Genomic DNA, 13842 nt, shown 5'->3' with positions numbered 1-13842 from the left:
AGCTCGGAAGGATCCTTCAACCGATCACTTTGGCTTTAACTGATCGGCATTAGCCTCTATTTGGGCTGCTTTTTTGATCCTACCGTATTAACCTAGCGACTTAGCTATTCAATTAACCTTTGAATGGTTTAACTTCCCAACGTGCGAACGGCACTTTTGCATTAATCCCTGCTCTTCCCCAGCGGTCTACCGAGTCAACTACAAGAATTCGCTCATTAGGCACCAGCGACTTAATCAAAGTCGTAGGCTTTTTCGCTGTCACTAACCATAGCGCGTCATCTTCAGAAAACATCGCTTTGAGTTTGGCCTTGTCTTGTTCTGTCCATTCCAGTTCAGCTTTGAACATACGTGCTTCAACAAACAGTTGGCTACCAGAAGCAAAATCTTCCAAGCTTTCTGAAAGTAACAATACTGAATCTACGTCGTTATCCAATAATACCGCTTGTTGCTTGTTAATCAGTTCACGCACATCCAACATCACACGTTGTAGGTTGCTATCAATCGTCTCTGCGTGCGCTGGCCACAACAACTTAAAGTCGTCAGCCACGATGGCGGCCATGCGCGTTAGGTTGGTTGGATTTAACCAAGCATACTTAGACACATCACCACTCGATAACGTCAACGCAGCGACACCTTGTGCTCGTGGAGTAATCGCTTGAGCCGCATCCACCTCTACCAAACGGATGTTACCCTGCCTTGCGTATACAAATGTAGGATCCGCTTGCCAAATAGATGACAGTGTTAATGCAACGGTCGCCTTCTCTCCTGACTTAAGCACCTTGCTTTCACCCTTAGTGCCAAACCAGTTAGGTAAGCGATCAATGCCGTAACGTTTTGGTGGTAGGTATTCAGTGGTAATGTCAGTGCCTTTGGTTAGCTCTGTTGCCAATGCATAAGTCACAGGTGTGCTCGTTAAGATATCTTCTGCATTAGCGTTCAGTGACACCACAGATCCAGCCATTAACACACTACCAAGTACACCCACTTGAGCCGCTGTTTTTACTGAGCTTGAAATACGATTCATCAAAGGAGTCATGGTTATGCCTTTCTTATAATTCGGTATAGCGTTGCCGCTAGGAAAAACGTTGCAGAAACGATGATTATTGAAGCGCCTGACGGCACAGGCAGTTTAAGTTCCATCGGTAATACCGTTCCGACTAAACATGCAATGGTTGCCAGCAACGCAGAAAGCAAAACAAAGCTCCCCATGCGTTTAGTCAACAATCGCGCCGTAGCACCCGGAATCAATAATAACGCACCAACCAAAACAGCACCCACGATCTTCACCGCAGCAATCGTCACCAAAGTAATCATCATCACAAACAGGTAGTCATAGAAGCTGGTGTTATAGCCGCGCACCTTGGCAATATCCGGGCTAATACAAGTGAGAAGAATACGGTTGAACGTCGGTATCAAGAGCAAAATGATGAGCGCGCAGCTGCCTGCGAGAATTGCTAAATCTTGGTCTGTTACCGTGAGAATCGAGCCAAATAACACGTTCTCAAGCATGTGGATATTGATCTTACGCGCCACGTACATCAGCAATGCCGCACCTACTGCCAATGCTAGCGCTAGAAAAACACCGACTAAGGTATCGTATGGCACATTGGTTCTGTTTCTTACAAAGTGAAGAAGCAAAGCGAAGATCATACAGAAGCTAAACAAGCCAATAATTGGGTTTTCTGGTGGCTCACCAAGCAAAACACCAATGGCAATACCGGTTAATGCTGCGTGACCTACCGCTTCAGAGAAGAATGCCAAGCGTTTAGCAATCACCAAAGTACCAAGGCCACCTAATAACGGGCCAAGTAACAATGCGGCAACCAGTGCATTCACCATAAACGCATACATGAAGCTGTCTGATAACCAACCCGCTTCAACGCCACTAATGGCAAGTTGTCGTAACCACTCCATTACGCAACCTCCTTCGATTTGGGGATGGCAGATCCACTGCTATAGTGCTGAAACAGACTCTCGATTTTAGTAGGGTGTAGTACTTGTTCATGTGGACCACTATCCACCAAGAATCGATTCACAACATGTACATTCGCTTCAAGGCGACGCACTGCGGTTACATCATGGTGAACGGCAAGAATCGTACGGCCTTCATCAACGCATTCACGAACTAGCGATTCTAAATAACGAACGCCTTGTTCATCCATGCCGGTAGTGGGTTCGTCCAACACCAATAAACTTGGGTTATCCAGTAATGCTTGTGCAAACAACACGCGTTGCTGCTCACCACCCGATAGCTGCCCCATACGGCGGTCGCTACGAGTCGCCATACCCACACGGTCGAGTTGCGCTAATGCAAGATCCAATTGCTTAGACTTACGACGCCAAAATAGCGGAATTCGAGTTTGGTTGAGTAGTACAAAGTCCATTACCGTCAGAGGTAAACTCGATTCGAAGGTCGCTTTCTGAGGAACGTAACCAATGCTTGGCTTTTCTGGCCAATGAATGTTGATTTGACCAGAGAAAGGCGTCAAACCAAGAACTGAACGTAGCAAAGAGGTTTTGCCACCGCCGTTTGGCCCCATGATCACATGGCACTCACCCGCTTTAAGATCTAGCGTGATATCATCAAGAATCACGTTGTTGTCGTATTGCAGACCGAGTTGGTTGATTGAAATCGATGGACCTTGCATTACGCCTTCCCACTTTTAGCCTGGTTAGCCGCAGCAAATTTCATGGCTTCGATTAACGTTTCTAAGTTCTTCTTCATCTCAACTTCTACCTTATCGTCTTGATACTCACCGTGCGTCATGTGAGAGAAACGGTAAAGCTGAACGCCTGTTTCTGCTTCAATCGTGTCAACAAAGCGGTTTGGCATGTTTAGCTCGTAGAACAGAACATCAATGCCTGATGCGCGGATTTTCTCGATCGTATCTTGCAGTTGGCTCGCACTTGGTTCAACACCGTGTGCCGGCTCAATCACCGCCGCAACATCCACCCCAAACTCTTGCAGAATGTACCCATAAGCATTGTGCGTGGTCGCCACTTTCATGCCTGAAGTATCGAGTTCACCTAATGACAACATCGCATCACGCTTCATAAAACGAAATTGCTTGGCGTACTTACGCGCGTTCTTGCGATAAAACGCCGCGTTGTCTGGGTCGAGCTTAGAAACTTCACTCGCGATGGTGTACACCTTTTGGATTGTTGTAGAAAGTCCAACAAACGTATGTGGGTTCACTGCGCCTTGGCCAACAGGCTGGCCTAATGCAGGAAGTAGAGGTACTTCTTTGTTCGCTTCGATGACCATTAAATCATCACGTTGCGCAGCTGAAATGACTTTTAGTGCGAAGTCATCGTGGCCAATACCGTTTACCACGATTGCATCCATCTGGCTCAATCGCTTCAAGTCATTTGGTTGTGGTAAGTAGTTATGCGGGTTAAAGCCAGCATCAACCAAAGGAAGGATGTTCACTTTGTCACCTACCACTGCTTTTACGTAGCTATAGTAAGGCTGTAGGGTAATACCTATCGTCAACTTATCGCTGTCGACTGTGTATTCTTTTGCCAATGCATTGGGTGTCGATAACACCGCCATTAACGACATCAATAGAGTCATGAATCGCATAGTAAACCTCTTATTATTTGTGAACTTATGGTCAATGAGCTGATTAGTCCGTAAGCTTTTTGATTTTGTGAACATCTTCTTTTTGAACATATTGCTGATGAGAACCTAAAGTTTGAAACATTGCTTAATGAGAAGCAGCGTCATGTTGTTCAGATACTTCTGACTCGTTCACCACCAGTTTCCAGCCTGCGGATTCCAATGTGTTTTCATCAAATTGAGTAGGTTGGCTTGCGACACCACCAAAGAAAATCCAGATTTCCGGAGAAACACTGTTCGCGTTTAAAATAAACGAGTCCGCGAAGCCATGAGTGTTTGGCGTAGCTTGTTCGCTTGGTGTAGCGTATTCACTTGGCGTAGAGAAGTAATAACCACGCTCGTCCAATAACCAAGTATGAGAACCTTTGCGCTTCCAACTCTGGTCTTCAACAAAAGGCGCGACCCATTCGTCTTTCAGCGACACAACGCTTGGCCATTCGCCGTCTAAGTCCATGCGAAGATCTCGAATCTCTTCATGAGCCAAACGGAGTTCTGACAGCATCGCCAAGTTTTCTTGCTCAACATCACTCACTAAGACTTGGTGATCAAGGGTCACTTCGATATGAGATTCTGCTTGATTAAACGGAATAGCAACCGTCGCAAAACAAAGGATGAATATAATGATTAGGCCAACCCACTTGCCCTCTCTTCCGCCTGTGTCAGCGCGTACACTTTGAATCATCATTTTTCTTTGATCTCTACAACGTCGACTTCAACAGGAAACTCGTGACCTGAATCAAACACGAGGTAAAACTCAGAATTTGGGTTTGGAAATTCGACAATAGAGCGTTTATCCGTCATCTCTTTCGCTATCAAGTTGTCTTCATAGTCGTACATCGCGACTGCGTAATCTATCGCTTTACTACCATCAGAGTAACCTGCCTCACAGGCAACCGTTTTGCCTTCAAACCAACAGCTCATCAATGGAAAGTGTGCTTGCGCAGGTAATGCCGCTAAACCAAGCCCCAGAGCTAAGCACGGAGCAATTATGGTGTTTGCTCTTATTGTTATTTTCATCGTTCGTACCCTCGCCACGTTACAAATTTTCAGTGGTATACTGACCGTTAAAGGGCTCTAATGAGCCCTTGTCTTTTTATCTAATAATCAGGAGCTTTCTCCCGACAAACCGACTATTGAAGCAATGCTTCGAACGTCAGGTGCACATTCGTACTTGCTTTGTCTGCCAGTGGATTGTCAACCAACTCACCTTTGTAGTTCGCTTTCATTACGTAACGACCCGCTACGTCTGGAGTAAACGTGATTTCACCGTTTTCATCACTCACTACATCAATCTGCTCTTGGTGATTGCGGTAAAGCGTACCTTCACGAGTAATTTCTGCTTTCACGTCTTTCTGGATTTCACCGTTGTAGAAGAATTGGAATGTCACCGGTTCGCCTTCAACGATGTCTGAAGGGTGTGTAACCGGCTTCATTTCAAGAAGCTTCCCTTCAATTTTGAATACTGAATCCGTTGGCTTACCTACTGTGATGTAGCTTTCAGCACGAGTGAAGCTGATTTGTGTTACCACGTCACGTGATTTTTCAGGAAGTACAGAGTCACGTTCCGCTTTGTTTGCTTTGATCCATTTCACAGTGTCACGACGGCCCGCTTTGTACTGTGTGTAGTAAGATGGCTGGTTGTTAATCGCAACTTTGTGTGTACCTTCTTCTTCGAAGTAGAAATCGAAGATTGAACGACGTTTACCGCGAACAACAAAGTTTGGACGCTCGCTACGGCCATCAGGCATGATGACATGTGCATTTTCGCTGCCTGCAGGCTTATCAAAAACAAACGTACCGTGAGACGCAGTCACGTCGAACGTTAGCCAATCACCGCCTTCTTTCGATACGGTAAAGTGTGATGGCAAAATCCAGCGTGGGTGGGCTTGTGCTGTCGTCGTTGCTGCTAGACCGAACGCCATTACACCTGCAAGAGCAAGCGCCTTTATTTTTGTCTGTTTCATCATGTTCAATTCCATTATTTGTAATCTTTAACCGTGTCGCTCTATGAGCGTCTACGATGGCTACCATTATTTATCGCTTCTTTATCTACTACTTAACGATATAGTTGAGCGTAATCTGACCGGTCTCTTCCGTTGGTTCTAATTGGTAAGAAGCATTTTTGTCAGTGAGTGCTACTTTTTGGCGAAGATAGTTTCGGCCACCATGTTCACGTACAACTTCAATATGAACCGTGTATTCACCTTGCTCTAACGATTGACCGGCATCATTTTTGCCATCCCAAGCAAAACGATATTGACCAACAGGACGTGTTGCGGAAGTCACCGCATCAACGAGTTCGCGGTCGTAACGTCCGACTTTTCGCCACCAACTTCGTAAATCTTTAAGCCATTCATCTTGGCCGACCCAAAGCTCGATCGTTTTCACTGACTTTCTTTCACTGTTCTCTACCCATATCGCAACGTAAGGGCGCTTGTATGGAGAAGCCTCAATTCTTGGTAACTCGAAATGCACATCGAGCTTTGCTGTGTCAGGAAGCACCTCAGCCATGCCTAAGCTTGGTAAAAGAGACAAAGCAAGGAGCGATTTGCTCCAATTCATTTTTTTCATGTTTAACAACCTTTCAAATCCGTTGCGCCTTTAATTCACCTTCACACCGCCTCATGGATCGGATCGCGGGTTACGGTACGGCGACAAAATAGATAGCAAGTGAAATTGCAGACCCAAATACCGTCCATTTAATAGAGGTATTGAGTGTTTTTTTCTTAGGTAACAGTAAGCACACGCCAGTCAGTACAAAGAAGATCATCAGCAGCGCAGTGATATCGATAAACCACTTCCACACTTCACCGCTATTACGCCCTTTGTGTAGGTCATTCAACAATGCAATAACGCCATAATTCGTTGTTTCGACTTCCACCATTTCAGAAGTCACATCAACAAACACAGAAGCGTTGTAGCCAGGTCCTTTGAAGTCCATAGACACTTCACCGATGAGTAACTCACCGTCTTCAATCTCTGCGTAGATGTCTAACCCCGAAGGAACGCCAGATAGGTTTGCTTCTTCAAATAAAAACGTTTCAAAAGCAGACTCGTCGGCTTTCAGTCGACCGTCTTGGACCGTGAACAAACTGGTTGGAAGCGTTAGCGTAGAGCGTTGGATATTGGGTTGGCTTGATTCGAACAGCTCAGGGCGATTAAGGGTAATACCTGTCACTGAAAAGAAGAGAACAACAAACAACAGTGCCATTGAAATATAAACATGAAGTCGACGAGCCCATGATTGAACCGCCCTACTTTTTAACGACATACAAACCAATACCTATAGATTTTATGGCGACAATTTAGTTGATAATCATTCGTATTGGCATTCAATTTACATTATTTACGTTATCCATAATGTAAGTGGCCGAGTTACAAGTTATTACAGAACGCTCCTAAGAATACCGTTAATGTATTAAGCAACATTTGCTTAGATAAGGGTCATCATGAAAAGTTTATTGCTAGGGGTAACCATTCTTCTACTGTCTGCTTGTAATTCAAATTCAAGCTCGAGTTCACCTAAATCCACGACACCGACGGCCGTTGCTAGCGTTGAAAATGTGGCTGACAAAGCGATGATCAAGCAGATCGGAGCGTACATGAAATTGAATTACTGGGATGGATATAATTACGCCAAAAGACCCCACTACCTGATTCGTGTCAATGCTAAAGATGAGCCTATAAATGCATTCATTATTAATCCTCAGTCAGTTCTAAAAAGTGCGACCAAGATCAGTTCAGCAGAATCTGGTGGTATGAAAATCTATGAATACAAAAAGGAAATGCATAGTGCCGTAACTAAGATAAACAACGGTTCAAATAACCTGTACACCTTCGACTTACTTATTGATGGTCACAAATACTACGCACAAAAATACACGGATGCAGTCGCTAACAATCAACACCCATTTACCAATGACCTTTTATTTGCGCCTCATGAGGTATTCCACATCTATCAAACCTCTTGGGCGAACAAAAGCAATTGGCGACAGGACGTTGACAATTACCCTACAACCAAAAGCATTATCCAAGACGAGTTAATACTCACCGAGCTGTTTGATGGACTACCTAGAAAATTGACTAAGGTGGAAGCTCGTGAGCTGTTGAAACAATATGTGGCAATTAGGCAACGACAAATGCTTAACGACAATACATCGTTGGTTGAGAACATGGCCCTAGCACAAGAACGCATAGAAGGCTCGGCAGAATACATCACCGTCTTAACAGCCAGAAAAGTATATAAAAACAATAGCTTGAGCTTCGATAAAGGAAGAAGTTTTAGCTTGAATCTAAAAAATAAAAAAGACGTAAAGTGGCACTTTGGATTCTACGTTTTTTATAACAGTGGCGCCTCTGTCATTTATCTTTTAGACCAACTTGGTTACAAAATAGAACAACTGGAAAAAGCAATGTCGCCTTACGACGCTGCATTATCTGTTGTCGGGCATGATGTTGATGCATATCAACGAGCACTAAAATCAGTAGGCTCTAAAGTCGCTCAATTTGAAAAGGACGCAATAAAATACTCTTCACTGAGATAACTCAAGCATATCCACTCCTGTTCGTCGGTATGTCACGTTTTCAGACAAAGGTTGGTATTAAGCATGGCTAAGATAGAGATACTGCTATGGCGTGTTTACAAATTTAAATAACGCTGTTGTATATTTAGATATATGAATAATCATACTCACTAAAAAGGATTTTTAATGCGTATCTATATTCCCATTGCTATGATTTTTATCAGCGCTTGTACTAGCCAGATTGTTAGTACTGACGAACATGTCGAGAGTTACATCGGTTCCAATATTGCCGATGCTCAAACGTTGTATTTAACGCCCCACTCTCAAGCCGTTACATTTTGGGAGTCACGCACATTTGCTTGGGTGGAAACTCAAACCTCACTCGAGAATGGTGAAATACAACATTCTTTCAAAAACCCCTATCGTGACTGCACCATTAACTGGATTGTAGACCAAAGCGGAGTGATCATTGCGGGATCACACAGTGGCGATATGTGTAGCCCTTAACTTTGCCTTTGCTCATACCTCGATCAAACAGCAAGGCCTAATGAAGCACTAAGGCTCAATTTTATTCAATGTACAAAAAAGGGTGTCATTTGAACATTCAAATGACACCCTTTCACTGTCTTATTTGGGACTCTGTTTTCTAGCTTCTAACTATATGTGATTAGGCGTTTCCACTTTCGCTTACCGTTCTAAGCTGAGTCAGGTATTTAATCCAACCTTTAGCCTCAGGAGACGGTTCAATGTTGTTCGCGCGCTTAGCTTGAGCGAGAGCATTATCTAAGTTCTTCAACTTATACCATGAACGTACTTTCGCTAATGCAACGTCAGCTTGCTTGTTCTTGTCTTTCACTTTGTCTAAAACAACCAGAGCTCGCTTGTAGTAACCTTGCTGAACCAATAATTGAGCAACATTCCAATGGTATCGAGTGTTCATATTCGACGCTAACGTCCACACTTCAATAGCATTGTCCCACTCTTTCGCTAACTGCCAGTAGGTTGCTTGCTCAGCCAGAAGTTGAACATCGCTGTTTGCGTCATCTAACTTGCTAATTTCTTGCGCAGCGCGCTCAGGGATGCCTCGTTTCGCGTACAGTTGAGCAAGTAGCCGACGGTCTGAATTATTCAGTTCAACACCTTGTAGCTCAGCAAGCGCTAAGGTATTCAACGCATCTCGGCTACGCTCTAGCCTTAACTGAATCCCGACCAGTTGACGCCACCAGTTGTCTTTTTCGGGTTGAAGTTCAACTAAACTTTCTAACGTAGGAATTGATTGCTTCCATTGTTTTAACTGTAGTTGAGCACCCAGCTTTAACGAGAGAGGCGACAACTGTGGTTTTGAATTAAACTTGTTATGATTACCTATAGCCGCCAGTACTTTCGTCCAGTTTTCGATTTGGTATTCAGCTTGAGCAATTCGCATCCATAGCGTGTCTTTCTTTTCAGTTTCCGGTGCTGTTTTAACGAGCTCATAATAGTGTGGTAATGCCGCTTTAAAATGCTGCTCGCTAAGCAGCAAATCAGCTAACATACGTTTCGTTACCCAAGCTTGCTCATCGACCAATAAGCCACTATCCACTGCATAAGTAAGCTGCTTGATTGCCGTCTCTGTTTTACCATCTTGCCAGTAAAACACACCAAGCATGCGAGCGACATAGGCCTTGTCATAGCCTTTAGATAACTCCAAACTAGCCAAAACCTCAATCGCCTGTTTAACCTGCTCCTCTTGAGCAAGTTTATTCGCCTTTTGAACACGAATAACGGTGTATTGGGTAAGCTCTTTTGCCGGTACTGTAAGGGGCATTATCAACAAGCCCACTAATATCCATATCTGTTTCATCATTTTGCCAACTTAAACTCTAGTTTCACGGTTTGACCAACCTGCGCTACCGCTTTTCCATCGACGACTTTAGGTTGATACTTCCATTTTTTAAGTGCTCTTATCGCTTCACGTTCAAACATACGACGTGGATTTGCATCCGTAACTTGAATATCAACAGAACGTCCTGTTTCATCGATTGTAAAAGACAAAATGACATACCCTTCTGCGCCACGCTTTAGCGCTTTTGCTGGATATCGAGGTTCAACTCGATAAAGCGGCATTACCTGTTGATTTGACCCAAAATCAGAAAATGTTGGAGCGTTAATCGCTAGGCCTTCAATTGAAGTATTCAAATCCAGTGAAGACAGTGAAGACATTGAATTCAGAGGCGTTACTTCAGCTTGCGACTGAGACGTTTGCGCTTGCGGTGGCGGCTCTGGCATTTCGGGTTGTTCCGGGACTGCACGTTGTCTTCTCTGTACTTCTTGTTCTTGTTCAACCATCACCATGTTGAAACTTAACGTCTCACTGTTGTCTGGCGAACGTTGGTGTCCATTATCGACCATCCAAGCCATGAAAGAAAATAGTGCTAAACCCAACGCTCCCGCTAAAGGTAATGCAAGAAATAGGCGAATCATTGATTAAGATCCTCCAAGATCATCGCTTTTCAGCTGCAAGCGCAATATTTTTAACACCCGCACCTTTGGCAGCGTCCATCACTTTAACAACCGTACCGTTATAAGCATGCTCGTCCGCCTGAATAACCAAAGAAGCATCAGGTTGTTCTAGCAACAAGTGTTCTAACGTCGCTTGAACACGTTCAACATCCACAACACGTTTATCTATGAAAATGTCATTCGCAGAAGTAATCGCGACAAAGATACCTGCATCTTTTTGGCTCACTACATTTGAAGCTTGCGGGCGATTGACTTCAACACCAGATTCACGAACAAATGAACTCGTCACAATGAAGAAAATAAGCATGATGAATACGATATCAAGCATCGAAGTAAGGTCTATTTGAGCCTCTTCGTTTTTAGAATGACGTCGACCGAGTCTCATCGTTGACTCCTTAAAGATTTTTCTAATTTCAATTCTAAGCGGTTACAGACTTTCGCTAAACGAGCATGAACAAACATGCCCGCTAATGCAGCAACCATACCCGCCATCGTTGGTAAAGTTGCCAACGAGATACCTGAGGCCATCAATTTAGGATCACTGCTTCCTTGAGTCGCCATGACATCAAAAACGGAGATCATACCGGTTACGGTACCGAGCAAACCCAACATCGGACAAATAGCAACTAACAGCTTAATAAAGTTCAAGTTTTGGTTAAGCAAGATACTCGCTTGCCCCAACCAACCTTCACGAATGGCTTTAGCATGCCAAGAAGAGTGATCTTCTCTTTCATGCCACTTTGTAATCCAAGCTTGGCGTTGCTTTGGAAAATAGAACGCGAGATAAAGCACACGTTCTACCACAAGTACCCAAAAAACGAGGACGACAGCCGCTAGCCACCACAGGACGAAACCGCCCTGATCCATAAAGTTTGATAAAGACAGCAGCCAGTTACTCGTTAACCAACTCGCTGGTAATAGAGAACCCGACAAAATATCCATTACGCGGCAGTCCCAACTTGTGAAACAACAGCGCTTGGTTCAATAGACTTCTCTGCCTGCTCAGCAACAAGGCCAATGCCCTGTTTCTCCAAAATATTACGAATGTTCTCTGACTGAGTACTCAGAATGTTGTGTGCCAATAACAGTGGCATTGCAGCAACAAGGCCAAGTACCGTTGTAACAAGTGCCATCGAAATGCCGCCCGCCATTACTTTAGGGTCACCATTACCAAACTGTGTGATCACTTGGAATGTTTCTATCATGCCGGTTACGGTACCTAGCAAGCCAAGCATTGGTGCTAGAGCAGCTAGAAGCTTCAGCATTGATAAACCTTTCTCTAGGTGAGTTTGTTCATCCACTACCGCTTCTAAAAGTCGCAGTTCTAATGCTTCTACTGTTTGATTTTTCTCTTTGCTGTAAACCGCAAGAACACGACCCAGAGGGTTGTCTCCCGCTTGTTCAGGTTTTTTAAGTTGAGCGCGAATCTTCTGACGAGCGATAGCCAAAGAAATACCACGAACCAATGCGATGATTAAGCCAATTGCCAACAAGCCAAGAATAACTTTACCTACTAGGCCACCGACTTGCAGACGATCAGCTAGGCTTGGTTCCAAAGCTAATTGTTCTAGCATGAATCCACGAGAAGGATCGACGACCACGTTAGACACTTCGCCATTAGCTAAAGTAGAAAGCGACGCCAGTGTTGGACCTTGTGAAGGCTGCTTCAAGTAAACTATTGCATCTTGATGTCTAGCATCCCACCATACGTAACCTGACTCAGCAACTAAGCCAATAGAACCCAGTCGATAAGCTTCTGCCTTTTCAGTGACCCCTTCACTATTAACTAGTGAAACTGTCGACTTGCTTATCTCTGAACTTGCTTGAATTTGCTCCATCATGCTCAACCAAAGACCTGTTAACTGGGGCATTGACGGTAATGATTTTGCGTCCACGATTTGATAAACAGTTTCTGTATACGCTGCGCGATCTACGTTAGTTACTGTATCCGTAAGCTCATGTTCAAGGTCTTTTGCATTTTGTCTTACAACGCCAAACAACTCACCTAAGCTACCTGTTTCTAAACGCAGTTTCTCTTCTAAACGAGCAAGCTTGTTTTCGTTATCACTGAATGTCTGAGTCAGAACATCGGTCGCACCTTGAATAGAGCTACGTTTAGCTTCAAGCTGTGCTTTGATCGCTCTGAGTTGTTGTTCTGTCTTTTTAAAGTCAGCTTCACGAATTACGTTATGAGACGCTTGCGTGCGACTCTCTGATTTTGCTTTGTTAACAAGCTGAGCTGTCGTGTCTGATGCAGAGAAAGCAGAAAATGAAATTGACGTAATGCAAAGCAATGCTGCTAATGGCTTTAAGTTCATTACTTAACCTCCGCAACAGTTAAAGAAACAGGTAAAGTAATTAAGCTTGGAGACGCTTGCTTATTAGCAATATCGTACGCTTTGTCCAACTCAGATTTCATCGAAGAATCCAACTCTTGCCATTGATCGCTATTTTGGTCCCAAGACCAATATTGGGTACCATTTAAGTTACGAGCGACCAGTGAAATGCGGCCAAGATGCAAAATATCAACTTCAAGCACTTTATCTTGACTTAACTCGACACGGCTTGAATAAGAACTTAGCTTAATACCGTAATCCACTTCAATTTGGTACGCCTCTAAAATACGGCGATATTTTTCAGCATCACTGACATCAGCACGAGTCATCATCGCTTTCAGCTTTTCAACGCGACGCAGACGGCTATTTGTCTTGAAAGGTAGATCGCTTTCAATAACTTCCTGGAGACCATCGATCATCTTGTACATTAAAGGCACAACACCTTGACGTGTGAGTTTGATTTCGTCGATCTGCCCTTCAATACTCAGCGCTTCTTGATCTTGGCTCTTAACCAATGCGGCAAGATGATCGTGATAGATTTCTAAATTTTTCACTTCTTCTTGCAGACGCTCAACCTCAGCTTGCAGCAATAATGTTGCTTGTGAGCTTTTATCAATAACCTTTTGGCTCGAAGCCGACGCGTTATTGGTCTTGTTTTGAATTGATTGAGCTTGATCCAAGCTGTTTGCCATCGATGACGTTGCAACCAAACTGATGGCAAGTGCTAGGCTAGTTTTTAAAAGATTCATAATTGTAGTCATTTACTTTAGAAGAAGAACAAATGAGTTTTATTGATAAGCAGTCTCATTATCATTAAAAACCACTCGCATTGCTAGGGGTATTTTTACTAAATAGCAGAATC

General features: G+C 43.9%; 17 protein-coding genes. 2 read left to right on the top strand and 15 right to left on the bottom strand.

All coding sequences use genetic code 11. The features are described from left to right. Positions 1 to 112: 112 nt before the first annotated feature. The 9 genes from ACED53_RS16245 to ACED53_RS16205 form a co-directional block, all read right to left on the bottom strand. A complete protein-coding gene (locus tag ACED53_RS16245; RefSeq protein WP_017099914.1) occupies positions 113 to 1036 on the bottom strand; it encodes an ABC transporter substrate-binding protein in 924 nt (307 codons plus the stop codon). Positions 1037 to 1038: 2 nt separating this feature from the next. Further along, positions 1039 to 1914 carry a metal ABC transporter permease gene (locus tag ACED53_RS16240; protein ID WP_012600593.1) on the bottom strand — a complete coding sequence of 292 codons (876 nt, stop codon included), beginning with the start codon at positions 1912 to 1914 and terminating at the stop codon, positions 1039 to 1041. Next, on the bottom strand, positions 1914 to 2648 hold the full coding sequence (locus tag ACED53_RS16235) for a metal ABC transporter ATP-binding protein (RefSeq protein WP_017097630.1): 735 nt from the start codon (positions 2646 to 2648) through the stop codon (positions 1914 to 1916). Before ACED53_RS16235 ends, ACED53_RS16240 begins: the two co-directional genes overlap by 1 nt. After that, entirely contained in the window at positions 2648 to 3583 is a 936-nt protein-coding gene (locus ACED53_RS16230) for a metal ABC transporter solute-binding protein, Zn/Mn family (protein WP_029225369.1), read from the bottom strand. The genes ACED53_RS16235 and ACED53_RS16230 overlap by 1 nt, the downstream gene beginning before the upstream one ends. A gap of 124 nt (positions 3584 to 3707) precedes the next feature. Then, the gene (locus ACED53_RS16225; RefSeq protein WP_017099916.1) at positions 3708 to 4304 is read right to left on the bottom strand and encodes a DUF6162 family protein; all 597 of its coding nucleotides are present in this window, start codon (positions 4302 to 4304) and stop codon (positions 3708 to 3710) included. Next, the gene (locus ACED53_RS16220) at positions 4301 to 4636 is read right to left on the bottom strand and encodes a hypothetical protein (protein ID WP_017102109.1); all 336 of its coding nucleotides are present in this window, start codon (positions 4634 to 4636) and stop codon (positions 4301 to 4303) included. Before ACED53_RS16220 ends, ACED53_RS16225 begins: the two co-directional genes overlap by 4 nt. A 113-nt stretch (positions 4637 to 4749) precedes the next feature. Then, the gene (locus tag ACED53_RS16215; protein WP_029225370.1) at positions 4750 to 5586 is read right to left on the bottom strand and encodes a DUF4198 domain-containing protein; all 837 of its coding nucleotides are present in this window, start codon (positions 5584 to 5586) and stop codon (positions 4750 to 4752) included. An 85-nt stretch (positions 5587 to 5671) separates the two neighbouring features. Then, the gene (locus ACED53_RS16210; RefSeq protein ID WP_017097634.1) at positions 5672 to 6190 is read right to left on the bottom strand and encodes a DUF2271 domain-containing protein; all 519 of its coding nucleotides are present in this window, start codon (positions 6188 to 6190) and stop codon (positions 5672 to 5674) included. 70 nt (positions 6191 to 6260) lie between these two features. After that, positions 6261 to 6890: a PepSY-associated TM helix domain-containing protein gene (locus ACED53_RS16205; RefSeq protein ID WP_017099919.1), complete on the bottom strand. Its 630-nt coding sequence runs from the start codon at positions 6888 to 6890 to the stop codon at positions 6261 to 6263. A gap of 178 nt (positions 6891 to 7068) precedes the next feature. Between ACED53_RS16205 and ACED53_RS16200 the strand changes: the two genes are divergently transcribed. Both ACED53_RS16200 and ACED53_RS16195 read left to right on the top strand, forming a co-directional pair. Continuing rightward, positions 7069 to 8163 (top strand): hypothetical protein, encoded by a 1095-nt coding sequence (locus tag ACED53_RS16200; protein ID WP_102257991.1) that lies wholly within the window; start codon positions 7069 to 7071, stop codon positions 8161 to 8163. Between the two features lie 165 nt (positions 8164 to 8328). After that, complete coding sequence (locus ACED53_RS16195; protein WP_017099922.1) at positions 8329 to 8649, top strand: hypothetical protein; 321 nt, start codon at positions 8329 to 8331, stop codon at positions 8647 to 8649. 160 nt (positions 8650 to 8809) lie between these two features. On the opposite strand, the gene ACED53_RS16190 is transcribed toward ACED53_RS16195, so the two are convergent. From ACED53_RS16190 to ACED53_RS16165, 6 genes are read right to left on the bottom strand one after another with little or no spacing between them, the layout of a single operon-like run. After that, positions 8810 to 9988, bottom strand: a complete 1179-nt coding sequence (locus ACED53_RS16190) for a hypothetical protein (RefSeq protein ID WP_017099923.1) — start codon at positions 9986 to 9988, stop codon at positions 8810 to 8812. Continuing rightward, the gene (locus tag ACED53_RS16185; RefSeq protein WP_009845405.1) at positions 9985 to 10605 is read right to left on the bottom strand and encodes an energy transducer TonB; all 621 of its coding nucleotides are present in this window, start codon (positions 10603 to 10605) and stop codon (positions 9985 to 9987) included. Before ACED53_RS16185 ends, ACED53_RS16190 begins: the two co-directional genes overlap by 4 nt. Before the next feature lie 19 nt (positions 10606 to 10624). After that, positions 10625 to 11029 carry a biopolymer transporter ExbD gene (locus ACED53_RS16180; protein ID WP_004731145.1) on the bottom strand — a complete coding sequence of 135 codons (405 nt, stop codon included), beginning with the start codon at positions 11027 to 11029 and terminating at the stop codon, positions 10625 to 10627. Then, a complete protein-coding gene (locus ACED53_RS16175) occupies positions 11026 to 11586 on the bottom strand; it encodes a MotA/TolQ/ExbB proton channel family protein (protein ID WP_009845407.1) in 561 nt (186 codons plus the stop codon). Before ACED53_RS16175 ends, ACED53_RS16180 begins: the two co-directional genes overlap by 4 nt. Continuing rightward, positions 11586 to 12962: a MotA/TolQ/ExbB proton channel family protein gene (locus tag ACED53_RS16170; protein WP_017099924.1), complete on the bottom strand. Its 1377-nt coding sequence runs from the start codon at positions 12960 to 12962 to the stop codon at positions 11586 to 11588. The genes ACED53_RS16175 and ACED53_RS16170 overlap by 1 nt, the downstream gene beginning before the upstream one ends. Then, entirely contained in the window at positions 12962 to 13729 is a 768-nt protein-coding gene (locus ACED53_RS16165) for a DUF3450 domain-containing protein (protein ID WP_009845409.1), read from the bottom strand. Before ACED53_RS16165 ends, ACED53_RS16170 begins: the two co-directional genes overlap by 1 nt. Positions 13730 to 13842 lie beyond the last annotated feature (113 nt).

It is taken from the genome of Vibrio sp. 1F169, from assembly GCF_041439605.1.
Taxonomy (GTDB): Bacteria; Pseudomonadota; Gammaproteobacteria; order Enterobacterales; family Vibrionaceae; genus Vibrio; species Vibrio tasmaniensis_A.
Note: the sequence above shows the minus strand (reverse complement) of the source record. Positions and strands in the feature narration are given on the sequence as shown.